Source organism: Citrobacter meridianamericanus (assembly GCF_041320245.1).
In the GTDB taxonomy this organism is placed as follows: domain Bacteria; phylum Pseudomonadota; class Gammaproteobacteria; order Enterobacterales; family Enterobacteriaceae; genus Citrobacter; species Citrobacter meridianamericanus.
Window position 1 is genome coordinate 3,214,753 of sequence record NZ_CP101036.1, and the last position, 23,215, is coordinate 3,237,967.

The window sequence follows — 23,215 nt, forward strand, 5'->3', positions numbered from 1 at the left end:
GGATTACTCCGAAAGCAAGTTAAATTATACACAGTTAAAACACATTGGTGGGAAATATGTATCTATCAAATCTAAAAATAAACAATTTCAGACAATTCGAAGATTTTTCCTTAAAGTTAAATAAAGGGCTTAATCTACTTGTTGGTGAAAATAATGCCGGAAAGAGTTCCGTCATTGATGCAGTCCGGATTGTTCTTGATACTACGTCTGTAGAATGGGTGAGTATAAAAAGTACTGATTTCCTCAGCGGCAAGAATGAACTATATATCCAATTAAAATTTGAAGATCTGTCAGCCCGTGAACTAGGGTTATTTCTAGAATATTTAACCAACGAAGAAGTAGCAACGGATGTTAACAAGAGCTGTTTATATATAAATCTCTCAGCAAGCATAACAATTAATCCATTTAAAAAAACTCAATTTATCAAGACGGAAATTCGATCTGGTTTGAGTAACGATGGCCCCATCATAGAAAGAGATATCAGAGAATATCTTGCTGCAACATATTTAAAACCGCTACGCGATGCTGAGGTTGAACTATCGGCAGGGCGAACCTCAAGGCTCTCACAGATTTTAGGAAGTAATGTCAGTTTAGCTGGAGATGAAGGGGCGACCCAGCGAATTATTGAGTTACTAATTCACGCCACACAGGCAATTCAAAATGACTCATCGATTCAAATGACTCAAGAGAAAATATCAACTCTTTTGAACTCTTTAACATTCAAATCCAATATCTTTACACCTTTTTTAAGTTTATTGGGGAGTAAAGGATATACTGAAATGAGTGCCTCAGAGAAAGCGTTTGCTCTCAAATCTATTTTAGAGAAATTATCACTTGAACTCAACACCTCAGGAATTAAGCATGGATTAGGTTATAACAGTCTATTGTTTATGGCTACAGAACTAATGTTAATTCGTCAGGAGGAAGATCAGTATTCACTTTTACTAGTTGAGGAACCAGAGGCTCATCTTCATCCCCAACTACAGTTGAAATTCATTAATTACCTCAGGACTGAAAATAGTAAATTGCAATGTATTCTATCCACTCATAGTCCAGTGCTTTCATCAAAAGCCCCATTGGAAAACTTAATTTTAATGCAAGATGGAAAAGCCTTTCCTTTAAGAAAGGAATGTACCGCTCTAAGTGGTGATGACTATATATTTCTTGAGAAATTCTTAGATTCAACTAAGGCAAATATGTTTTTTGCAAGAGGTATATTGATTGTTGAGGGTATTGCAGAGATGGTGTTAATACCTAAAATAGCTGAATTACTAGGACGACCTCTAGAAGATTATGCCGTGTCATTGGTTAATGCCAATGGTTTATCCAGAAAGAGGTACGCTAAAGTTTATCGTTCTAACGCCGCTTCAACGTCCCCTTCTTATCTCCCAATTAAAGTTGGGTGTGTTACTGATTTAGACCTATGGCCAGATGAAGCGGAGGTAACAACCTCAAACAGTTATGGGTTTAAACAAAAAATACAGCCTAATGAAACCACCGGCCGAGGGGGAAACCTTCAACATTGGCTGAGTGAGTTGACGCCAGAACAAATAAACCAGAAAAAAAATAGTAAAGCCGAGTTTGATGGAGAGCTTGTTAAAACATTTATATCAAATGACTGGACATTTGAATTTTGCCTTGCCAAATATGGGCTAAGTGAAGAATTATATGAGGCCCTTCATGGTGATCTTATAGGCTATGAAAATCTTAGTACTAATGCACAAATAAAGGCTGTTCAATTATATGGACAAATCGAAAATAAAGGTGATGGAAAAAGCGAAGTGAGTTATCTTCTTGCAAAGATCTTATCGAAATATAGTGGACGACCTTCAGAGTTAAGATCTAAGCTACCTCCTTATATTATAGAAGCCATCGAATACGTGACCGAAGAGTTCTCTGATGACGAGGAGATGCCGAATGAACATTGAAATTAGTGAAAGGGACATCAACGATATAGAGCAAGAGTTAAACTTGTCATTTGATGATGCCAGACGAGAGATAATACAATCATATAATGATGTCCAGGCTTGTCCTGGTAGCGGAAAAACAACAATGGTAGCAGCCAAGTTGTTAATCATTGCAAAAAAATGGATGAGTTTACATCAAGGTGTATGCGTCCTAACGCATACTAATGTAGCTAAAAAAGAAATTATAGAGCGTCTCCAAACAAGTATACATGGTGGAAAGTTGTTAACTTCACCACATTTCATCGGCACTATTCAAGAGTTCGTTAATAAATTTCTTGCAATACCTTATCTTCGTTCTCAAGGATATAAAATAGCCCACATCGATGATGAAATATGTTGTGCAAGAGGCTGGAGTATTCTTAATAGAGGAACAAAAAGTTACCTTGAAAGAAATAGAATAACATCTATTCAAGATATGCAATATAAATTTATAGATGGATGCCTTGACCTTAACATCCCTGGTTTCCGTAGAGAATCACAGTCGAACAGTTATCAAGATTTGAGAAGTGTAAAAAATAAACTTATGACAGAAGGTTATTTCTTTTATCACGAAATGTATGAAATATCAAAAGACTATATCCACCACAACCCTGATATTATAAAAGCAATTCAATCTCGTTTTCCTATCGTTTTTATCGACGAAATGCAAGACACCCAAAAATTTCAAGATGAATTTTTAAACACAATCTTTAGAAATGATAATAATCAAGTTAAGATGCAACGGTTTGGTGACCCTGACCAAGCTATTTATGGGACTAATGAGGAAGAGAACCAAACCTATAATCAAGCAGAGTTAGAGAAAGTAAAAAATAGTCATCGTTTTAATAGCTCTATCGCATCAATTGCTAGAAATCTAAGTTATAATCGCATAAATTTAACATCAGAAATCTCTCATTCTAATCAATCACTACATACAATATTCCTTGTTGATGATAGTTCTCGCGCTAATGTATTTGAGCATTTCGCTAATTTATGCTCGCAAGCAGTTCCGATTAACTGTGAACATCCAATAAAATCTGTTGGTGCTGTTAGTAAAAAAAGTGAAAATTCTTTAACGATTTGCAGTTATTATGAGAATTTTGAAAAAACTGATTCTACGGTAGAATTCAAAAACAACAAGTTAATTCAATATATATATTGCCCGCCAAAAAAATCGTAAAAGTGAATCTTATCGTGCAATCCTTGATGGAATTATTCATTTTGGGAGAGTATCTAATTTTCAGATCACAATGCAAGATGGGTCACAATCTGATATATCAGTTGCAAACATAAAAAAACACCTTAAATTATCTTCACTTTTTGTTGATTTTAACTTGTTAGCAATGTCCTTAATGACAAATGAAATATCCGAAGAAACTTGGGGGGATTCTGTTGTCTTGTTATTGTCTTACTTAGGTATTAATATATCTAATCGAAATCACATCTTTTTATCTTTTGAGCGTAATATAATAAATGAAACCCTTGATAGTCCAACTAGAAATATTATCTCTTTTGAAATTGAGGGAAGGGTTATAGAGAATCAAATTGCAACAATTCATTCTGTAAAAGGGGAGACGCATGCTGCAACTTTACTTCTAGAAACAAAATATCATACTAATGATATAACAACCTTAATTGACTACATTCTTTTTGAAAATCTAACACAACCGACAGAAGCCAGAAAAAAGAAATTCATGAAGCAAATATATGTTGCACTCACAAGACCTAAATATTTATTGTGTATTGCAATGAATAAATCAGGGTTTCCGGTCGAGCATATTTCAAAGCATGAATTTGCAGGTTGGAATATTTGCGATTTAACTCAATAGTGATATTACTATTTCGTATAACGAAGCTGTTGCTACAAATACTCCATAGCAACAGCAATATTTATAAGAAACTATTTTTTTGTTAACCGTATTTTAAAAAAGATCAGTTTATTATTCAGTCATTACGAGAGTATCATCCTGGATACCAGAGCAAGTCTCGTCATGCTAAGAATACATAGAATCTTTGAACCTATTAAGCTAACTCATTGAATGCTCCCATGAACTAAATAGGTGGTCATTTTGGTGGTCTTGACAGAAAGGAATATCTGATTTAGCTTACTAATTAGCCAGTTAATGGCAAAGGCGATCCCAGTCAGAGGAGCCAAATTTAAGAAGCCTGCTCAGGAAACTAAGCAGGCTTTTTGCATTATATTTGATAATCAATCACTGTTTCATCCGGTTCCATCGCCTGGCGTTTGATTTCATCGACGGATAGCCCTGCGTTGCATAGCTCGATGAATCGCCAGACGTAGTTGCGCTGCAATTGCCCGCGTTTCAGCCCCAGCCAGACGGTATTCGCATCAAATAAGTGCCTGGTATCCAGCCGGGTCAAGCCCCCCTCTTCCTGCTCTACGCTGGATTGCTCCGCCACTAGCCCAATACCCAGACCCAACGACACGTAAGTTTTAATCACATCAGAGTCCTGGGCGCTGAGGATAATATCCGGAACCAGCCCTTTGCGAGCAAACGCCTCATCGATACGGGAACGCCCCGTAATCCCCTGCCGATACGTAATCAGCGGCCAGTGGGCGATGGACTCCAGCGTGAGAGGAGACGTTTTCACTAAGGGATGGTTGTGGGGAACAAGCAGGCTGTGGTGCCAACGAAACCAGGGAAATGCCACTAGCAACGGGTCGCTACTAAGTCGCTCACTGGCAATCCCGATGTCTGCCCCGCCATTTTGCAGCAGTACGTCAATCTCCTGCGGTGTACCCTGGATAAGTTCCAGTCGCACCTCAGGAAAGAGCTCACGAAAAGCTTTAATCACCGCGGGCAGGCTATAGCGCGCCTGTGTATGCGTGGTGGCGATCGTCAGGATACCGGAGGTGTCATTAGTAAACAGATCCGCCAGTCTACGAACGTTGCTGGCTTCATTGAGAATACGCTCGGCAATAACCAGCAAGGCTTTGCCCGGTTCAGTCATGCCCAGCAGACGTTTACCGCGACGGATAAAAATCTCAATGCCAAGTTCATCTTCTAGCTCACGAATATGTCGGCTGACACCCGACTGCGAGGTGTACAGTATATTCGCGACTTCTGTCAGGTTGTAATCCTGACGGGCCGCCTCGCGGATTATTTTAAGTTGCTGGAAATTCACTTTTTGCTCCGGACACATCAGACATTACGCTATTGTTAAAGTCTGATGCCCGGCATAACAAATAATAAAAACCTGAATCTTATTCTTCGCGGGAATAAGCTTTAACTAACCAGCTGCAGCTCGCGGTTTTCGAGCGTTGGACGGCTGACCAACGACAGCAGAATCTCTTTCACCGCCTGTGCCTGCGGCGATAAGCTCCCTCTGGCTGAGACATTCAATGATAATGGCAGATTCATCGATGGGGTTGTTATCCGCGCCATCCAGCCATTTGCAGCATTGCATAATGAACGAGCCGCCGACTCAGGCAATACAGTCACGCCCATACCGCTGGCAATGGCAGCGGTTAAAGTGGCAATAGAATCAATTTCGCCAATAACTTTGGCCGTTAAGCGACGAAGCGAAAACGCTTCATCCACGCGCAGGCGAACTGCACTGTAATCCCGTGGCAAATACAGATTCATCTGCGCCACCGCGGCTAAATCAACGCTTTGCCCCGGGCACTCACGCGTCCCGACCAGGTAAAGATCCTCTTTAAGCAGCGGTTGGCTGCATATACCCGCCACAGGCGATCGCTCGTAGAGTACCGCCATGTCTAATTGCCCACTGAGCAGCTTATCATTCAGCACCGTCCCACTGTTTTCATGCAAATAGACCAACACATCGGGCAGCTCGGCACGTACAGTCTGTAATAATGGCATCGTAATAGATGACGCGGCCGTCCCCGGTGCGAGACCAATAGAAACCTGGCCCCCCAAGGTCTGCCCCACGTTATTGACCGCAAGTTGCGCCTGCTCGCACTGACGTAAAATCGTCCGGGCATGGGTATACAACACTTTCCCAGCTTCCGTCGGCGTGACGCCGCGTTTGGTGCGAATCAACAACTGCTGATCCAGTTCGCCTTCAAGCGTAGCAACCTGCTGGCTCAGCGCGGGTTGCGCGATGTGCAATACTTCCGCGGCCTGCGTCAGGCTACCAATATCGACGATTTTTACGAAATATTTCAGTCGTCTGAAGTTCATTTTGCCTCCTGTCGGAATACCAGAACCCGTGCTGGCAGTCATTGAATTCAGGATTGCAAGATGCTTGCCAGTTTCATCACAAGTCATGTTTTATGGTTAAAACTGCGTAATGTCAGGAGTAAAGGTGCAGGATGAGCAGTTTGCTCATCGGTATCTCTCATTCTGGTTGCCCAAGAAGAGGTAGACGCGCACCACAATGGGGCAAACGTATAAAAAGATGTAAAGATCGCCGCTTTGCTGATTTTGTCAGCAAACGATCGCGCAAATGAATTTACCCCTTTGACAAGCATCCTCGCCCTCGCTAATATGCGCCTCGTTCAAACGATTCCTCTGTAGTTCAGTCGGTAGAACGGCGGACTGTTAATCCGTATGTCACTGGTTCGAGTCCAGTCAGAGGAGCCAAATTTAGAAAAGCCCGCTTTATAGCGGGCTTTTTGCTTTTCTGTTTTTCATTCGTCTTATTTTTCATGTAACCCTCTGGTGAGGGAGATAATCGTTTTCTCTTCCCGTCTGTCGCGGTAATCTCATAACGGTCGTTAATATATCGACTGCAATGTGTGTAACCCAATTCGAATACTAATAACTAAAAGACAGTACAGACAGGATAACTATGGATTCCACCCTCACCTCCACGGGTCCTCAACAGGACACCTCTTCGCTTGTTCGTGCCCGTCGTGCTGCGCTTGGTAGCTTCGCTGGCGCCGTGGTCGACTGGTATGATTTTCTGCTTTATGGCATCACCGCCGCGCTGGTATTTAATCGCGAATTCTTCCCGCAGGTCAGTCCGGCGATGGGAACGCTTGCCGCATTCGCCACCTTCGGTGTCGGTTTTTTGTTCCGTCCGTTAGGCGGGGTGATCTTCGGCCACTTCGGCGATCGCCTGGGTCGTAAACGCATGCTGATGCTCACCGTCTGGATGATGGGGATTGCCACTGCGTTGATCGGGATTATTCCTTCCTTTGACGCCATTGGCTGGTGGGCTCCTGTGCTGCTGGTGACGCTGCGCGCCGTTCAGGGATTCGCCGTGGGCGGTGAATGGGGCGGCGCGGCGTTGCTCTCGGTCGAAAGCGCGCCGAAAAATAAAAAAGCCTTCTACAGCAGTGGCGTTCAGGTTGGTTACGGTGTCGGGCTACTGCTTTCTACCGGTCTGGTCTCGCTGATAAGCTCGCAAACCACCGATGAGCAGTTCCTGAGTTGGGGCTGGCGTATTCCGTTCCTGTTCAGCATTGTGCTGGTTTTGGGCGCATTGTGGATGCGTAACAGAATGGATGAATCTGCCGAATTCGAACAGCAGCAGCAGACACCTCAACCAGAGAAAAAACGGCTGCCGGTAGTTGAGGCGTTAATCCGGCATCCCGGTGCATTTTTAAAAATTATCGCCCTGCGCCTGTGCGAACTGCTGACGATGTATATCGTCACTGCGTTTGCCCTCAATTACTCCACGCAGAACCTGGGACTTCCCCGCGAGCTTTTTCTGAATATCGGGTTGTTAGTCGGTGGACTGAGCTGCCTGACCATCCCCTGCTTTGCCTGGCTTGCCGACCGGTTTGGTCGACGACGCGTCTACATTACCGGCGCGCTGGTCGGTACGCTGAGCGCCTTCCCATTCTTTATGGCGCTTGAAGCACAGTCTATTTTTTGGATCGTGTTCTTCGCGATTATGCTGGCCAACATTGCACACGATATGGTGGTCTGTGTGCAGCAGCCTATGTTTACCGGTTTGTTTGGCGCAAGCTATCGCTACAGTGGCGCAGGCGTGGGTTATCAGGTGGCAAGCGTAGTTGGCGGCGGTTTTACCCCCTTTATTGCTGCAGCACTGGTCACATTCTCGGGCGGAAACTGGCACAGCGTGGCCATTTATCTGATGGCCGGTTGTCTTATTTCCGCTGCCACCGCGTTGCTGATGCGGGATAAACAGCACCGTTAAGCCCGGATGCGAAGACCCTTCGGTCTTCGCACAATCTTCCTCAACGTCTGACTTTTGTTTCACATTCCTGTGACATACTATCGGGAGAGCAGTACATCTGTGGAACAAGGAGACAGACATGAACAATAAGGGCTCCAGCCTGACCCCAATTCAGGCACTGGATAAACTGGACGCGCTGTACGAGCAGTCGGTAAAAGCACTGCGTAGCGCCATTGGTAAGTATATTGAAACAGGGACGCTCCCTGACGTAATCGCCCGCAATAATGGTCTTTTTGTTTACCCATCGCTTTGTGTAACCTGGGATGGCAGCGCCACCAATCCCCCCAAAACCCGCGCCTATGGCCGTTTTACCCATGCGGGATGCTATACCACAACGATTACCCGTCCGTCACTTTTTCGCCCCTATCTTGAAGAGCAACTCTCGCTACTGTATCAGGATTATGATGCGCATATCTCCGTGGAGCCGTCGCAGCATGAAATCCCTTATCCCTATGTCATTGACGGCTCTGAACTGACGCTCGACCGCTCGATGAGCGCCGGATTGACACGCCATTTCCCGACCACAGAGCTATCACAGATTGGCGATGAAACAGCAGACGGTACCTATCATCCGGTAGAGTTCTCTCCGTTGTCTCACTTTGACGCCCGACGGGTAGATTTTTCGCTGGCACGACTGCGTCACTACACGGGAACGCCGGTTGAACACTTCCAGCCGTTTGTGCTGTTCACTAACTACACCCGCTACGTCGATGAGTTCGTGCGCTGGGGTTGCAGCCAGATCCTCGATCCGGACAGCCCCTATATTGCACTGTCGTGCGCGGGCGGGATCTGGATCACCGCGGAAACTGAAGCGCCAGAAGAAGCCATCTCCGATCTCGCCTGGAAGAAACATCAGATGCCTGCCTGGCATTTAATCACCGCTGACGGTCAGGGGATCACGCTGGTCAATATCGGCGTTGGCCCGTCTAACGCCAAAACCATTTGCGATCATCTGGCCGTACTGCGTCCTGACGTCTGGCTGATGATTGGTCACTGCGGCGGCCTGCGTGAAAGCCAGGCAATTGGCGACTATGTTCTGGCCCATGCTTATCTGCGTGACGACCACGTGCTGGATGCCGTACTACCGCCGGACATTCCAATTCCGAGCATCGCGGAAGTGCAACGCGCACTGTATGACGCCACCAAAGAAGTCAGCGGTATGCCCGGTGAAGAGGTTAAACAGCGCTTGCGTACCGGTACTGTCGTCACCACCGACGATCGTAACTGGGAGCTACGCTATTCCGCTTCTGCGCTGCGTTTTAACCTCAGCCGCGCGGTAGCTATCGATATGGAAAGCGCCACCATCGCCGCTCAGGGCTACCGCTTCCGCGTCCCTTACGGCACGCTGCTGTGTGTTTCCGATAAACCGCTCCATGGTGAGATCAAACTACCTGGCCAGGCCAACCGTTTTTATGAAGGTGCCATCTCTGAGCATCTGCAAATAGGTATCCGGGCTATCGATCGTCTACGTGCTGAAGGCGACCGACTGCACTCCCGTAAATTACGTACGTTCAACGAACCGCCGTTCCGTTAAGGCCTGAAGGTAACTATGCATAACTCAACTCCTCTTTCCGCCCTGCGCAACCTGCTGATAGCGCAGGGGCTGGATGGCATGATTGTTCCGCGCGCCGACGCTCACCAAAGCGAAGATTGTACGCCGCATGACAATAAGCTGGCCTGGCTGACCGGTTTTAGCGGCTCTGCGGGACTCGCGTTGGTCCTGCGCGACCGCGCATTGATGTTTGTCGATGGACGTTATCAGGTCCAGGTACGCAATGAAGTCTCGCTGGATGATTTTGAAATTCACCATTTACACGATGAGCCGCTGGCCGACTACTTACAGTCTCACGTTGCAGCGGGTGCACGTATCGCTTTTGAACCGCTACTAATGGTCAACAGTCAGTTTGAAGCGCTTTCGGCAACTCATTGCGAACTGGTGCCTCTTGAACAAGATCCTTTCGACCAGGTATGGCTTGACCGTCCGGCAGCACCCTGCGGCATCATTCGCGAAATGCCCATTGAAATCAGCGGAGAAAGTAGCACGCAAAAACGTGCCCGCGTCGTAGAGTTGCTCGCCCAACACCACGCTGATGTTCTGGCGATCACGCTGCCGGATAACATTGCCTGGCTGCTGAATGTGCGCGGTTCGGATCTGGCCATGGTGCCTGTGCCATTTTCGTTTGCCCTGCTTCATCGCAGCGGCGAGCTGGAATGGTTTGTGGATAGCAACAAAACGCAGCAGCTCCCCGCATCGCTACTGAATACGCTGACGCTGCTCCCGCAAGAGAATTTCCTTGCGCGCTGCCAGGCGTTAGCCAAGGGTAAACGCTTCCTGGTTGATAAAGACTACGCCCCGGTCGCGTTGCGCTTTGCCATTGAAGAACATGGCGGCGATGTCTTATGGTCCCCCGACCCCATTACCTTAATGAAAGCGCATAAGAACGATGTTGAACTGGCGGGCTATCGGGAATGTCATGAACAGGATGGCGCGGCCTGGGTTAACTTCCTCGCCTGGCTGGCGCATGAAGTCCCCGTGCGCGAAGCTGCAGGCAATCCGGTCACCGAACTGGAAGCTCAGGCAAAACAACTGGAATTTCGCCAGCAACAGCCGGGATTTATCGAGCAAAGTTTCAGCACGATTTCGGCCTCTGCCAGCAATGCGGCGATGTGCCATTACCATTCCAGCGAAAAAACCAATACGCCAGTTACTACTAAGGCCATGTATCTGAATGATTCCGGCGGTCAGTACCAAAATGGTACAACAGATACGACGCGTACCCTCGCATTTGGTCCACAGGATCCGCAGCGTCGCCTGCATTATACCGCCGTGTTGAAAGGCTTTTTGTCGCTTATCTCGCTTCAATTTCCTACCGGTACCCAGGGACATCAACTGGATGCCTTTAGTCGTCGGGCGCTGTGGGATTTAGGTCTGGATTTTGATCACGGTACCGGACACGGTGTGGGTCATCAGCTACTTATCCATGAGCAACCCCATCGTATTGCCAAAAAAGTTAATCCCTGGCCCCTGGTTGCGGGCAATATCATTACCATCGAGCCGGGTTATTATCTGGCCGGACAATATGGGATCCGTATTGAGAATCAGGTTGAGATTATCAACAGTCGCCCTGGCTTCTGTCGTTTCTCAACGCTGACGCTGGTGCCGATTGATTTGAATCTGGTTGAACTGCATCTGCTCAGCGATGCAGAGAAACAGTGGATTGATGATTACCACCAGCAGGTCAGAGAGACGTTATCTGCACGCGTAAATGCAGAGGCTCGTCCGTGGCTATTCGCCGCCACCGCGCCGATTCGCGTTCAGGCAAATTAAGGTAATAAAAAAGGCAGCCCGCAGGCTGCCTTAGTTCTCCCCAACATCTTACAGCTTACAGCTTAGCTGTTACGGATGTACTCATCCATTTCAGTTTTCAGGTTATCGGACTTGGTACCGAATATAGCCTGAACACCGGAACCTGCTACCACCACGCCCGCTGCACCCAGTTTCTTCAGGCCAGCCTGATCAACTTTGGCAACATCAGCCACGCTGACACGCAGACGGGTGATACACGCATCGAGGTTAGTGATGTTTTCTTTACCGCCGAATGCTGCAACCAGAGCCGGAGCCATTTCACCGGATGCCCCCGCTTTGCTGTCTTCGGTAGCATCTTCACGACCCGGAGTTTTCAGGTCCAGTGCTTTAATCAGCACACGGAAGATGGTGTAGTAAACGATCGCATAACCGATACCGACAATCGGGAACAGCCACAGTTTGCTGCTGTTACCGGACAGAACGATAAAGTCGATCAGACCGTGAGAGAACGACGTACCGTCACGCATGCCCAACAGGATGCAAATCGGGAATGCCAGACCAGCCAGAATGGCGTGGATGACGTACAGGATCGGCGCCACGAACATGAAGGAGAACTCGATCGGCTCGGTAATACCGGTCAGGAACGAGGTCAGCGCTGCGGAGATCATGATACCGCCCACTTTCGCGCGGTTCTCTGGTTTAGCAGAGTGCCAGATAGCGATAGCGGCAGCCGGCAGACCGTACATTTTGAACAGGAAGCCACCGGACAGTTTGCCCGCTGTCGGGTCACCCGCCATATAGCGAGGGATATCGCCGTGGAAAACCTGGCCCGCAGCGTTGGTGTATTCACCGATCTGCATCTGGAATGGAACGTTCCAGATATGGTGCAGACCAAACGGTACCAGGCAGCGTTCAATAAAGCCATAGATACCGAACGCCACGACCGGGTTCTGGTATGCAGCCCACTGAGAGAACGTCTGAATAGCCGTGCCGATCGGCGGCCAAATGAAGGACAGAACCACACCCGTGAAGATGGCAGCCAGACCAGAAATGATTGGAACGAAGCGCTTACCCGCAAAGAAGCCAAGATACTCAGGCAATTTGATACGGTAGAAGCGGTTGAACATATACGCTGCAATCGCACCGGAGATAATCCCCCCGAGAACACCCGTATCCGCAAGGTGTTTAGCAGCGATCTCTTCAGCAGGTAAATGCAGAACCAGCGGCGCAACAACAGCCATGGTTTTAACCATGATGCCATAAGCAACAACGGATGCCAGTGCAGATACGCCGTCGTTGTTGGTAAAGCCTAACGCAACACCGATGGCAAAAATCAGCGGCATGTTTGCAAAAACAGATCCGCCTGCTTCTGCCATTACGTGCGATACAACGGCTGGCAGCCAGCTGAAGTTAGCGGAACCGACACCCAGCAGGATACCTGCAATCGGGAGTACGGATACCGGCAGCATCAGCGATTTACCGACCTTTTGCAGGTTAGCAAATGCATTCTTAAACATAATTAGGAGTGCTCCTGAGTATTTGTGCTTTTCTACGTTCTCACGCATTAGCGAGGGGGGAGAACCTCGCCGTGTACAGGGCATCTAAGTACCCTTTATTTATTACACAGAGTAAAATAATTCGGTTTATTTTTGTTTGACGGCTATCACAATTCGGTCGTAGATGGCCGCAAAATCCGCACATTCCGATAAAATGCGTTTCTGAATGTGTCAAACCAGTTGTCCACCGCCCATTTTAAGGCGGTGAACTTTACTCGCTTTAGTTATTAATTACGAGCTTTAAAAAAAGTCAGTTAACGAACTGATTGCAGGCGAGAAACGTTGATATGAAACAGGCGGGCAAAGTTATCAGTGGTTGCCTGCGCCAGTTCTTCAACGGCAACACCTTTCACTACGGCCATGTACTCTGCAACGTCACGAGTCATGGCGGGTTGGTTCTCTTTTCCACGATGCGGAACAGGCGCAAGGTAGGGAGAATCCGTCTCAACCAACAGCCGATCCAGAGGAACATAACGCGCGGCATCACGAAGCTGATCAGCGTTACGGAACGTGACAATACCGGAAAACGAGATATAAAATCCGAGATCCAGCAATTTGCCTGCCGTTTCTCTGTCCTCTGTAAAACAGTGTAGTACGCCGCCACAATCCGTCACTTTTTCTTCACGCAGAATAGACAGCGTATCGGTTCGCGCATCACGGGTATGCACGATAACCGGCTTCTGTAACTCACGGCCAATTTGAATATGCTGGATAAAAGATTCCTGCTGGCGCACCTTGGTTTCTGGCGTATAGAAATAGTCCAGCCCGGTCTCCCCCATCGCGACAACGCCCTCTTCGGCGGCAAAACGGCGCAGGTCTTCAACATCATAGGTTTCGTCCTGATTTAACGGATGCACGCCGCAGGAAAAAACCACATTGTCACGTTCGCCGACCAGTTCGCGCATACTGCGGTATCCTGGCAGAGTGGTCGCGACGGCAAGACAGAATTTCACATCGCGTGCGGCCGCTTTCGCCAGCACGTCATCCACGTCCTTATGCAGAGATTGATAATCCAGGCCATCAAGATGGCAGTGCGAGTCGACTAAAAACATAATGTCTCTCTCAAAGATGGGGAACAGGCAATACGGCGCCTGGTTGCAGGTAATGTTCAATACGCAGGATAAGATCGGTTAACACCAGTTCGCGGTTTAAACCCGTCACGTTCAGCAACTGCTGACGGCAATGACAAACGTCACCGAGTATCGCCTGTATTTGGGCAACGGATAACCGCTCAGCGATAGAAGATATCAGGTCCAGAGCATCTGGATTCGTTAAATGGGAAACTCCGTATGGGCGTTTCAACGCATCCGTCAACAATGTTGCCAGCCAGTGTAAACGGGTGGGAGCCTGATCGTGATTTAACGCCGCGAGCAGTATATACCAGTCACCTGTGTTTAATGTGTTCGTCAGTGCCGCACAAAAATCGGTGCGGTGCGACCAGCTTTCGGCCTGTAACAGCGTCAGGGCCGCACCAGGCGAACCTGCGCTAAGGCGTAACGCGCTCAACAGCGCTTCTGACGACGCTGTTACTTCACGGGCAAGCCAGGAAGCTGCATATGACTCAGGCGGCGGCGCAAGATGGTGTAACCGGCAGCGGCTGCGTAATGTCGCCAGCAAGCGAGCTGGCTCTGTGCTGGCAAGGAAAAACCAGGTTTGCGCGGGCGGTTCTTCCAGCGTTTTCAGCAACGCATTAGCGGCAGCATCGGTTAGCTGAGCGGCATCAGGGATCCACACCACTTTCGCACCGCCAAGGCGCGAATGTTCGTAGAGCTTTTCACTGACTTCGCGTACCGCATCAACCCCCAGTGCGCTTTTACCTTTTTCCGGCAACAGCGAATAGTAGTCAGGATGCGTCCCCGCCTGCATCAGTTGACAGCCCCGGCACTGACCACAGCTTTTATGCCCTTCCGGTTGCTGACACATTAAATAGCGGCTGAGCGCGTAAATCAGTGCGTCGTCGCCCATGCCGGGTAATGCCTGAATCAGTAACGCATGGTGACCACGACCCACCTGGTAGCTGGCTACCAGTTTTTCAAAATCCGGTCGTAACCATGGGTACCATTTCATGCGCCCTGCTCCTTCACCCACTGGGTGATGGTATTACGGATATCAGCCATTACAGCCTCCAGCGGCTGCGTAGCATCAATAGTACGAATGCTGGCGTCTTTAGCGGCGAGTTCAAGATAGCGTGCGCGGGTGCGATTAAAGAAATCAAAAGATTCCTGCTCGATACGATCCAGCTCGCCACGAGCACGGGCACGTTTTAAGCCGACTTCTGGAGTTACATCCAGATAGAGCGTCAGGTCCGGGCGAAAATCGCCGAGCACCGCATCGCGCAGGGTTGCCAGCATGTGTTGATCGATGCCGCGTCCGCCACCCTGATACGCTTGAGTCGACAGATCGTGACGATCGCCAATAACCCATTTACCTTTTGCCAGCGCAGGTTTAATAACGGTTTCGACCAGTTGCACGCGCGCGGCGTAGAACATCAGAACTTCGGCTTTGTCGGTAATAATTTCGTCACCAACCGACTTAATGTCCAGCACCAGACTTCTTAGTTTCTCTGCAAGCTGCGTTCCACCAGGCTCGCGGGTAAACACCATGTCACGAATACCGAGTTGCTCAAGTGTCTCAACCACCACGTTACGCGCAGTGGTTTTTCCGGCGCCTTCCAGGCCCTCGATGACGATATAGTTACTGCCCATTTTTTTCCTTAAGCACTTTCAGGTAATCCTGCACGGACCGATTATGGCTGGCAAGATTGGTGTTAAACGTGTGGCCGCCTTTACCGTCAGCCACGAAATAGAGATACGGCGTTTTGGCTGGATGTGCTGCGGCCTGTAACGAAGCCTCGCCCGGCATGGCAATCGGGCCAGGCGGCAGCCCCGTAATGGTATAGGTGTTATAGGCGGTTGGGGTATCTAAATCCACACGCGATAATTTGCCATTATACCGTGCCCCCATTCCGTAAATCACCGTCGGATCGGTCTGCAAACGCATGCCAATACGTAAGCGGTTAATAAACACTGAAGCCACCTGGTCGCGCTCGCTGGCAACCGCGGTTTCTTTTTCAATAATAGAGGCCATGGTGACCAACTGGTTTTTATCCTGATAAGGCAGGCCGTCTGCGCGTCCTTCCCAGACGGCATCCACCGCTTTAACCATTTTCTGATGCGCGCGTTTTAGCAGCGCCACGTCGGTGGTATTCGCGGTATACATCCAGGTATCTGGCCAGAACCAGCCTTCCACCCATTGCGGGTTTTCCAGCTTCAGCGCCTGGGCAACGGTCTCGTAACTATCATCACTTAGCGTATGTTTGATATACGGCGCATCGCGCAGTTGTTTGAGGTAATCACTCAGACGCATCCCTTCAACCAGACGTAACGGGAACTGCGCCTCTTTGCCACTTTCCAGCAGTTGCAGCATATCCCGCACCGTCATGTCAGGCGTAAAACGGTAGGTTCCTGCTTTAAAATGTGACAGGTCGGGTTCAACACGCAGCAGCCACTGGAACACGCGCGGGCGATTGATAACTTTGTCCGCATACAGCTGTTCGCCAAGAGCCAGACGGCCCGTACCCGCTTTCAGCGTAAAAATCGTCTCTTCTTTAATCAATAACTTACTGTCCGCCAGATGGCGAACTTTCCACATTCCCACTCCTGCGGCAATGCCCAGCACAACCAGCAATAACAGGACAACGAGTAACAGTTTTTTCATGACTAATTCGGGTGCTCACAAAGTGGGGCTAAAAAATCGAATAACAAACGTGAAGACAGCAGTGTGTCGCCACAGGCACGCACGGGAATAACAGGCATTAAGGCATTACAGACGACGATTTCATCGGCCTGCATAACCTCTTCCAACCCGGCATACTTTTCGACAATACTGAACGACGATTGTGCCAGCATCCGGATACAGAATTGTCGCATAATGCCATTCACGCCAGCCTGTTCCAGCCGGGGAGTGTAAACCACATCCCCCTTACGCCAGAACAAATTAGCCGCACAGCATTCCGTAACCCATCCCTCACTGTCAAGAACCAGTGCTTCATCTGCGTCCGTCTGCTCAAGATGAGAGCGAATCAACACCTGCTCGAGTCGATTCAGATGCTTAAGTCCAGCAAGCAGCGGATTACGTCCCAGACGCACAGGGCTTAACGCCAGGGTTATTCCTTCTTGCCGCCAACGATCGTAATGATCGGGCCAGGCAAAAACAGAGAGTATACGTGTGGCACTGTGACAACTTGTACCACTATAACCCCGCCCGCCACTGCCTCGGCTGATAATGACTTTCAACACGCCGCGCGCGTGCCCATGCGCCAGCATTTTCATTTCACTTTGCAGTGCTGACCAATCTTCGAAAGAGATCAGCAATTTTTGGCAGGCATCCTGTAAACGTGCGAGATGCGCTGAAAAGAGGCAAATTTCGCCGTCGATAATACGCGCAGTGGTAAAACAGCCATCCCCAAACTGGGTTGCTCGATCGCTTGCGGACAGCATATTCTGCTCGCAGCCATTAATTAAGAACATGGTGGCTCCTTATTTCTGGTCCGCTAGTTTGGCAGGATGAGTAACACAGGACAAGGGCAGAAAACTGAATAAAAAAAGGCCCGACAAGCGGACCTTTTTTAGTTTACTACCGATGCTGGCACATCACCTGACGGAGTTAAATCTTTTTAAAGATTAAAGAGCCGTTGGTGCCGCCAAAGCCGAAGGAGTTACACAGCGTGTACTCCAGACCACTAACCTGACGCGCTTCGTGCGGAACGAAGTCCAGGTCACAACCTTCATCCGGGTTATCCAGGTTGATGGTTGGCGGAATAGCCTGATCGCGCAGCGCCAGGATAGAGAAAATGGACTCTACCGCGCCCGCCGCACCCAACAGGTGTCCGGTCATGGATTTAGTGGAGCTGACCATCACACGGCTTGCCGCATCGCCAAAGACAGATTTCACTGCCTGGGTTTCCGCTTTATCGCCTGCCGGAGTGGATGTACCATGTGCGTTGACATAACCGATTTGACCCGCTTCAATAGCCGCATCACGCAATGCGTTGACCATGGCCAGTGCTGCGCCTGCACCGTTTTCTGGTGGCGACGTCATGTGGTAAGCATCGCTGCTCATACCAAAGCCAACGACTTCAGCATAAATTTTTGCACCGCGCGCTTTCGCATGTTCGTACTCTTCCAGTACAACCATGCCTGCGCCGTCGCCCAGCACAAAGCCATCACGTTCTTTGTCCCACGGACGGCTTGCCGCTTGCGGGTTATCATTACGTGTAGACAGCGCTCGTGCCGCGCCAAAACCACCCACGCCCAGCGGCGTACTGGCTTTTTCTGCACCACCCGCAACCATCGCGTCCGCATCGCCGTATGCAATGATACGTGCAGCATGACCGATGTTATGCACGCCTGAAGTACAGGCGGTCGCGATGGAGATGCTTGGCCCTTGCAGGCCGTACATGATGGTCAGGTGACCTGCCACCATGTTAACAATCGTCGACGGAACGAAGAACGGGCTGATCTTACGCGGTCCACCATTTACCAGAGAGGTATGGTTTTCTTCGATAAGACCGAGACCGCCAATACCAGAGCCGATGGCGGCGCCAATACGGTGGGCGTTCGCTTCCGTTATTTCGAGGCCAGAATCCTGCATGGCCTGAACGCCAGCGACAATTCCATATTGAATGAAAGCATCCATCTTGCGCTGTTCTTTGCGCGAGATAATGTCTTCACAGTTAAAATCCTTTACTAAGCCAGCAAATTTCGTTGCATAGGCGCTAGTATCGAAATGGTCGATCAGGCTGATGCCACTCTGACCGGCAAGGAGAGCTTTCCAGGTAGACTCTACGGTATTGCCGACAGGAGACAACATGCCCAGTCCGGTCACAACTACACGACGCTTAGACACGGTTGTCCTCCAGGGAGGGAAAATAATTCAAGTGGGATAAAAAGATAAAACTCAGGCGGTCGAATGACCGCCTGGAGATGTTCACTTACGCCTGGTGGCCGTTGATGTAATCAATGGCAGCCTGAACGGTAGTGATTTTCTCAGCTTCTTCGTCCGGAATCTCAGTATCAAACTCTTCTTCCAGAGCCATTACCAGCTCAACGGTGTCAAGAGAATCCGCGCCCAGGTCTTCAACGAAGGAAGCATTGTTGGTTACTTCTTCCTGCTTAACGCCCAGCTGTTCGCCGATAATTTTCTTAACGCGTTCTTCGATAGTGCTCATACTCTTAAATTTCCTATCAAAACTCGCTTTCGCGATGGTTTTCGTAGTGTATAAAATGTTGAAAAATTTGCAACTAAATCCCGGCAGGTCTTACCACGATTTTACGTTATTTTGAGGCCAAGACCTACAATAACGCAAATATTTTTCATCGTGGTTAAACCATGTACATCCCGCCGTTGACGTGCAAAGTCTCACCTGTGATGTAACTTGCTTCGTCAGAAGCTAAAAATGCAACCGCACTGGCGATTTCCTGAGCGCCGCCAAGGCGACCCGCAGGAACCTGCGCCAGAATACCCGCACGCTGATCATCAGACAGCGCACGCGTCATGTCCGTTTCAATAAAGCCCGGAGCAACAACGTTTACAGTAATGCCACGAGACGCAACTTCGCGCGCCAGTGATTTACTGAAGCCGATCAGACCTGCTTTCGCCGCAGCGTAGTTAGCCTGACCCGCATTTCCCATGGTACCAACCACAGAACCGATAGTGATAATACGCCCATGACGCTTTTTCATCATAGCGCGCATTACCGCTTTTGACAGACGGAAAACAGATGACAGGTTGGTTTCGATGATATCGTTCCACTCGTCATCTTTCATGCGCATTAACAGGTTATCACGAGTAATCCCAGCATTATTGACCAGGATATCGACTTCACCAAATTCTGCGCGAATATTTTCCAGAACCGATTCGATAGATGCCGGATCGGTCACATTCAACATCAGACCTTTACCATTTGCACCTAAGTAATCACTAATAGCCTGCGCGCCGCTTTCGCTGGTTGCAGTACCGATAACTTTCGCGCCACGGGCAACGAGTGTCTCAGCAATTGCGCGGCCAATGCCACGGCTTGCACCAGTAACCAGCGCGATTTTTCCTTCAAAACTCATGGTCTTCCTCTTTTATTGCTCTAGCGCCGCAGACAGTGCCGCCGGCTCATTCAGTGCCGAAGCAGTCAGGGTGTCAACAATACGTTTCGTCAAACCGGTCAGAACTTTGCCCGGACCAACTTCATACAAGTGCTCAACGCCCTGGGATGCCATAAATTCAACGGTTTTAGTCCACTGAACCGGGCTGTATAGCTGGCGAACCAGCGCATCGCGAATAGCGTCTGCGGTGGTTTCGCACTTCACGTCGACGTTGTTCACAACCGGAACGGTCGGTGCGTTAAAGGTGATTTTTTGCAGCTCAACGGCCAGTTTCTCAGCAGCTGGCTTCATCAGCGCGCAGTGAGAAGGAACGCTGACCGGCAGCGGCAGAGCGCGTTTCGCCCCCGCAGCTTTACATGCTGCGCCAGCACGTTCTACGGCTTCTTTGTGTCCGGCAATAACCACTTGACCCGGTGAGTTAAAGTTTACCGGTGAAACCACCTGGCCTTCAGCAGACTCTTCACATGCTTTAGCGATAGCAGCGTCGTCCAGACCGATAATCGCAGACATGCCGCCAGTGCCTTCCGGTACGGCTTCCTGCATGAATTTGCCGCGCAGTTCAACCAGACGTACGGCATCGGCAAAACCGATAACACCCGCACAGACTAGCGCAGAGTATTCGCCCAAGCTGTGACCTGCCATCAGCGCAGGTGTTTTACCACCCTGCTGCTGCCATACGCGATAAAGCGCGACAGATACGGTCAACAGTGCTGGCTGCGTCTGCCAGGTTTTATTCAGTTCTTCGGCCGGACCCTGCTGAGTCAGCGCCCACAGATCATAGCCCAGCGCAGCCGATGCTTCAGCAAAAGTTTCTTCAACAATTGGGTAGCTTGCTGCCATTTCAGACAACATCCCAACGGTCTGGGAACCCTGCCCCGGAAACACAAATGCAAATTGCGTCATGTTTAAATCCTTATACTAGAAACGAACCAGCGCGGAGCCCCAGGTGAATCCACCCCCGAAGGCTTCAAGCAATATCAACTGCCCAGCTTTTATACGCCCGTCGCGGACGGCTTCGTCCAGCGCGCACGGTACGGAGGCAGCAGAGGTATTACCATGTCTGTCGAGCGTCACGACAACATTATCCATCGACATACCCAGCTTTTTCGCTGTTGCGCTGATAATTCGGAGGTTTGCCTGATGCGGTACCAGCCAGTCCAGCGCAGAACGATCGAGGTTATTTGCTTCCAGCGTTTCATCAACGATGTGTGCAAGCTCAGTCACCGCGACTTTAAAGACTTCATTACCTGCCATCGTCAGGTGAATCGGGTTCTCCGGATTCACGCGATCGGCATTAGGCAACGTCAACAGCTCACCATAGCGGCCATCAGCATGTAGATGGGTGGAGAGAATACCTGGTTCTTCTGATGCGCTCAGTACAACCGCACCCGCGCCATCACCGAAAATAATGATCGTGCCGCGATCGGTTGGATCACAGGTACGCGCCAGAACATCAGAGCCCACCACCAAAGCATGCTTCACTGCGCCAGACTTAACGTACTGGTCGGCAACGCTCAGGGCATAGGTGAAACCGGCACAAGCGGCCGCAACGTCAAACGCCGGGCAGCCTTTGATCCCCAGCATACTTTGGATCTGGCATGCCGCGCTTGGAAATGCGTGAGTGGATGATGTGGTGGCAACCACAATCAGACCAATTTGTTCTTTGTCGATGCCCGCCATTTCAATTGCATGGTTTGCGGCGGCAAAGCCCATCGTCGCAACTGTTTCGTTTGGCGCTGCAATATGGCGTTCACGGATACCTGTACGAGTGACGATCCACTCATCAGATGTCTCGACCATTTTTTCCAAATCGGCGTTAGTACGCACTTGTTCAGGCAGATAGCTGCCAGTACCAATAATCTTCGTATACATGTACGCTCAGTCACTTTTTGGTTATATACCGCTACGAGCAAATCGCCGGTACGCTGGCAGCATTCACAAACGCACCGTTATCTGTGTGCTCGCGAGTTTGCGCTTTCGCCACCGTCCAGCAGTTCGAATCCAGCTGGGTATACAGATTCCAGGCGAGCGGCAATTCGTTGAGGAAGTTGTCGCTGCACCGCCTGCACTGCCTGTTCAATCGCGACTTCAAATGCTCGCTGATTGGCCGCACCATGACTCTTAATCACCGTGCCGCGCAATCCTAACAGACAGGCGCCATTATACTGGTCGGGGTTGAGGTGACTAAATCGCCTTGTCAGGCTTTTTTGTAACCAACGTTTTAATAACAGCAGCCACCACGACCGTTTTTTACCCTCACCCTGAGATTTCAGCAATGAAAGGAACATTCTGACAACACCTTCCATCGTCTTTAATGTGACATTACCCGTAAAGCCATCACAGACCAACACATCCGTTTTGCCGGTCAGCAACTCATTGGCTTCAAGATAGCCGATATAATTGATGGAAGGGATTGTTTTTAGCACTGCAGAAGCATCTCGAATACTGTCGAGACCCTTAGTTTCTTCTTCACCGATATTGAGCAACGCAACACGAGGCCTGGCAATGCCAACCACCTCTTCTGCCAGCACGGAACCCATGACGGCAAATTGCACCAACATCGTGCTATCACAATCCACGTTGGCGCCTAAATCCAGCACCACCGTTTTACCCTTTTGCTGATGCGGTAAAACCGTCACCAATGCGGGACGTTCAATCCCCTCAAGGGGTTTGAGCAATAATTTCGCAAGTCCCATTAGCGCGCCTGTGTTACCGGCGCTCACACAAGCTTGCGCTCGACCTTCTTTCACGAGCTCCAGGGCAACACGCATTGAGCTTCCACGACTGGCGCGAATAGCTTGCGAGGGCCGGGCATCACTGGCAATAACTGACTGAGCAGGAATAATCTGCAGACGTGAACGTTGTTCGAAGTCAGCTTTGGCAAGTAATGGCGTGATTGTATCGGGATCCCCGACTAAAAGAAGTGTGAGTTGCGAGTTAGAATTCAGTGCCTGCAATGCTGCAGGCACTGTCACGGTAGGGCCAAAATCTCCCCCCATGACATCTAACGCCAGGGTTAGACGTGTCAAGGTATCGTCGCTGCCCGGTTAGGTGTTTCCCCAGTTACCCGGGGAAAGCCTCACTAAGCTTCATCACGCGTGTACTCTATGTCTTTCT

20 protein-coding genes, 1 tRNA gene and 1 pseudogene are annotated in these 23,215 nt (G+C 49.4%); 8 read left to right on the forward strand and 14 right to left on the reverse strand.

The window, feature by feature from the left end; all coding sequences use genetic code 11:
- Positions 1-56: 56 nt before the first annotated feature.
- The 4 genes and pseudogenes from NMD08_RS15830 to NMD08_RS15845 all read left to right on the forward strand — a co-directional run bounded on the left by NMD08_RS15830 (position 57) and on the right by NMD08_RS15845 (position 4,195).
- Positions 57-1,928, forward strand: coding sequence for an ATP-dependent endonuclease (locus NMD08_RS15830; RefSeq protein WP_370618528.1), 1,872 nt, complete (start codon positions 57-59; stop codon positions 1,926-1,928).
- The gene (locus NMD08_RS15835; RefSeq protein WP_370618530.1) at positions 1,918-3,126 is read left to right on the forward strand and encodes a UvrD-helicase domain-containing protein; all 1,209 of its coding nucleotides are present in this window, start codon (positions 1,918-1,920) and stop codon (positions 3,124-3,126) included. The genes NMD08_RS15830 and NMD08_RS15835 overlap by 11 nt, the downstream gene beginning before the upstream one ends.
- Positions 3,127-3,196: 70 nt before the next feature.
- On the forward strand, positions 3,197-3,775 hold the full coding sequence (locus tag NMD08_RS15840; protein ID WP_370618532.1) for a hypothetical protein: 579 nt from the start codon (positions 3,197-3,199) through the stop codon (positions 3,773-3,775).
- Positions 3,776-4,006: 231 nt separating this feature from the next.
- Positions 4,007-4,195 (forward strand): annotated as a pseudogene (locus NMD08_RS15845) (hypothetical protein).
- Here NMD08_RS15845 and cbl read toward each other — a convergent pair.
- Both cbl and nac read right to left on the reverse strand, forming a co-directional pair.
- Positions 4,143-5,093, reverse strand: a complete 951-nt coding sequence (cbl, locus tag NMD08_RS15850) for an HTH-type transcriptional regulator Cbl (protein WP_151218922.1) — start codon at positions 5,091-5,093, stop codon at positions 4,143-4,145. The pseudogene NMD08_RS15845 and the gene cbl sit on opposite strands and share 53 nt — an antisense overlap.
- A 101-nt stretch (positions 5,094-5,194) precedes the next feature.
- Positions 5,195-6,112, reverse strand: a complete 918-nt coding sequence (gene nac / locus NMD08_RS15855; RefSeq protein ID WP_151225255.1) for a nitrogen assimilation transcriptional regulator NAC — start codon at positions 6,110-6,112, stop codon at positions 5,195-5,197.
- Between the two features lie 326 nt (positions 6,113-6,438).
- Between nac and NMD08_RS15860 the strand changes: the two genes are divergently transcribed.
- From NMD08_RS15860 to NMD08_RS15875, 4 genes are all read left to right on the forward strand, one after another.
- A tRNA-Asn gene (locus NMD08_RS15860) sits at positions 6,439-6,514 on the forward strand.
- Between the two features lie 208 nt (positions 6,515-6,722).
- Positions 6,723-8,039, forward strand: a complete 1,317-nt coding sequence (gene shiA, locus NMD08_RS15865; protein ID WP_370618534.1) for a shikimate transporter — start codon at positions 6,723-6,725, stop codon at positions 8,037-8,039.
- Positions 8,040-8,157: 118 nt separating this feature from the next.
- Positions 8,158-9,612, forward strand: coding sequence for an AMP nucleosidase (locus tag NMD08_RS15870; protein WP_187252636.1), 1,455 nt, complete (start codon positions 8,158-8,160; stop codon positions 9,610-9,612).
- A gap of 15 nt (positions 9,613-9,627) precedes the next feature.
- A complete protein-coding gene (locus tag NMD08_RS15875) occupies positions 9,628-11,406 on the forward strand; it encodes an aminopeptidase P family protein (RefSeq protein WP_151218925.1) in 1,779 nt (592 codons plus the stop codon).
- A 62-nt stretch (positions 11,407-11,468) separates the two neighbouring features.
- Here the strand turns inward: NMD08_RS15875 and ptsG are convergent, their stop codons facing one another.
- From ptsG to plsX, 12 genes are all read right to left on the reverse strand, one after another.
- Positions 11,469-12,902: a PTS glucose transporter subunit IIBC gene (gene ptsG / locus NMD08_RS15880; RefSeq protein WP_151218926.1), complete on the reverse strand. Its 1,434-nt coding sequence runs from the start codon at positions 12,900-12,902 to the stop codon at positions 11,469-11,471.
- Between the two features lie 293 nt (positions 12,903-13,195).
- Positions 13,196-13,993, reverse strand: a complete 798-nt coding sequence (locus NMD08_RS15885) for a metal-dependent hydrolase (protein ID WP_370618536.1) — start codon at positions 13,991-13,993, stop codon at positions 13,196-13,198.
- 10 nt (positions 13,994-14,003) lie between these two features.
- Positions 14,004-15,008 (reverse strand): DNA polymerase III subunit delta', encoded by a 1,005-nt coding sequence (holB, locus tag NMD08_RS15890; RefSeq protein ID WP_370618538.1) that lies wholly within the window; start codon positions 15,006-15,008, stop codon positions 14,004-14,006.
- Positions 15,005-15,646: a dTMP kinase gene (tmk, locus tag NMD08_RS15895; RefSeq protein WP_151218929.1), complete on the reverse strand. Its 642-nt coding sequence runs from the start codon at positions 15,644-15,646 to the stop codon at positions 15,005-15,007. The genes holB and tmk overlap by 4 nt, the downstream gene beginning before the upstream one ends.
- Positions 15,636-16,658 carry a cell division protein YceG gene (gene yceG, locus NMD08_RS15900; RefSeq protein ID WP_187260027.1) on the reverse strand — a complete coding sequence of 341 codons (1,023 nt, stop codon included), beginning with the start codon at positions 16,656-16,658 and terminating at the stop codon, positions 15,636-15,638. The genes tmk and yceG overlap by 11 nt, the downstream gene beginning before the upstream one ends.
- A 2-nt stretch (positions 16,659-16,660) precedes the next feature.
- A complete protein-coding gene (gene pabC, locus NMD08_RS15905; RefSeq protein ID WP_370618540.1) occupies positions 16,661-17,470 on the reverse strand; it encodes an aminodeoxychorismate lyase in 810 nt (269 codons plus the stop codon).
- A 136-nt stretch (positions 17,471-17,606) separates the two neighbouring features.
- Positions 17,607-18,848, reverse strand: coding sequence for a beta-ketoacyl-ACP synthase II (gene fabF / locus NMD08_RS15910; RefSeq protein ID WP_151218932.1), 1,242 nt, complete (start codon positions 18,846-18,848; stop codon positions 17,607-17,609).
- 85 nt (positions 18,849-18,933) lie between these two features.
- Positions 18,934-19,170, reverse strand: a complete 237-nt coding sequence (gene acpP / locus NMD08_RS15915) for an acyl carrier protein (protein ID WP_000103754.1) — start codon at positions 19,168-19,170, stop codon at positions 18,934-18,936.
- A gap of 154 nt (positions 19,171-19,324) precedes the next feature.
- Positions 19,325-20,059, reverse strand: a complete 735-nt coding sequence (gene fabG / locus NMD08_RS15920; protein ID WP_003036255.1) for a 3-oxoacyl-ACP reductase FabG — start codon at positions 20,057-20,059, stop codon at positions 19,325-19,327.
- Positions 20,060-20,071: 12 nt separating this feature from the next.
- Positions 20,072-21,001 carry an ACP S-malonyltransferase gene (gene fabD, locus NMD08_RS15925; protein WP_210904958.1) on the reverse strand — a complete coding sequence of 310 codons (930 nt, stop codon included), beginning with the start codon at positions 20,999-21,001 and terminating at the stop codon, positions 20,072-20,074.
- Between the two features lie 15 nt (positions 21,002-21,016).
- On the reverse strand, positions 21,017-21,970 hold the full coding sequence (fabH, locus tag NMD08_RS15930; protein ID WP_151218934.1) for a beta-ketoacyl-ACP synthase III: 954 nt from the start codon (positions 21,968-21,970) through the stop codon (positions 21,017-21,019).
- A gap of 77 nt (positions 21,971-22,047) precedes the next feature.
- A complete protein-coding gene (gene plsX / locus NMD08_RS15935) occupies positions 22,048-23,127 on the reverse strand; it encodes a phosphate acyltransferase PlsX (RefSeq protein WP_151225245.1) in 1,080 nt (359 codons plus the stop codon).
- Between the last annotated feature and the right edge of the window lie 88 nt (positions 23,128-23,215).

What these genes read in the sequence shown, in the direction of transcription:
- fabG (WP_003036255.1), bottom strand. Translation starts at nt 20,059, where the DNA reads ATGAGTTTTGAAGGAAAAATCGCGCTGGTTACTGGTGCAAGCCGTGGC.
- acpP (WP_000103754.1), bottom strand. Translation starts at nt 19,170, where the DNA reads ATGAGCACTATCGAAGAACGCGTTAAGAAAATTATCGGCGAACAGCTG.
- NMD08_RS15830 (WP_370618528.1), top strand. Translation starts at nt 57, where the DNA reads ATGTATCTATCAAATCTAAAAATAAACAATTTCAGACAATTCGAAGAT.
- fabD (WP_210904958.1), bottom strand. Translation starts at nt 21,001, where the DNA reads ATGACGCAATTTGCATTTGTGTTTCCGGGGCAGGGTTCCCAGACCGTT.
- NMD08_RS15835 (WP_370618530.1), top strand. Translation starts at nt 1,918, where the DNA reads ATGAACATTGAAATTAGTGAAAGGGACATCAACGATATAGAGCAAGAG.
- pabC (WP_370618540.1), bottom strand. Translation starts at nt 17,470, where the DNA reads ATGTTCTTAATTAATGGCTGCGAGCAGAATATGCTGTCCGCAAGCGAT.
- shiA (WP_370618534.1), top strand. Translation starts at nt 6,723, where the DNA reads ATGGATTCCACCCTCACCTCCACGGGTCCTCAACAGGACACCTCTTCG.
- tmk (WP_151218929.1), bottom strand. Translation starts at nt 15,646, where the DNA reads ATGGGCAGTAACTATATCGTCATCGAGGGCCTGGAAGGCGCCGGAAAA.
- fabH (WP_151218934.1), bottom strand. Translation starts at nt 21,970, where the DNA reads ATGTATACGAAGATTATTGGTACTGGCAGCTATCTGCCTGAACAAGTG.
- NMD08_RS15840 (WP_370618532.1), top strand. Translation starts at nt 3,197, where the DNA reads ATGCAAGATGGGTCACAATCTGATATATCAGTTGCAAACATAAAAAAA.
- nac (WP_151225255.1), bottom strand. Translation starts at nt 6,112, where the DNA reads ATGAACTTCAGACGACTGAAATATTTCGTAAAAATCGTCGATATTGGT.
- holB (WP_370618538.1), bottom strand. Translation starts at nt 15,008, where the DNA reads ATGAAATGGTACCCATGGTTACGACCGGATTTTGAAAAACTGGTAGCC.
- NMD08_RS15875 (WP_151218925.1), top strand. Translation starts at nt 9,628, where the DNA reads ATGCATAACTCAACTCCTCTTTCCGCCCTGCGCAACCTGCTGATAGCG.
- ptsG (WP_151218926.1), bottom strand. Translation starts at nt 12,902, where the DNA reads ATGTTTAAGAATGCATTTGCTAACCTGCAAAAGGTCGGTAAATCGCTG.
- yceG (WP_187260027.1), bottom strand. Translation starts at nt 16,658, where the DNA reads ATGAAAAAACTGTTACTCGTTGTCCTGTTATTGCTGGTTGTGCTGGGC.
- NMD08_RS15885 (WP_370618536.1), bottom strand. Translation starts at nt 13,993, where the DNA reads ATGTTTTTAGTCGACTCGCACTGCCATCTTGATGGCCTGGATTATCAA.
- NMD08_RS15870 (WP_187252636.1), top strand. Translation starts at nt 8,158, where the DNA reads ATGAACAATAAGGGCTCCAGCCTGACCCCAATTCAGGCACTGGATAAA.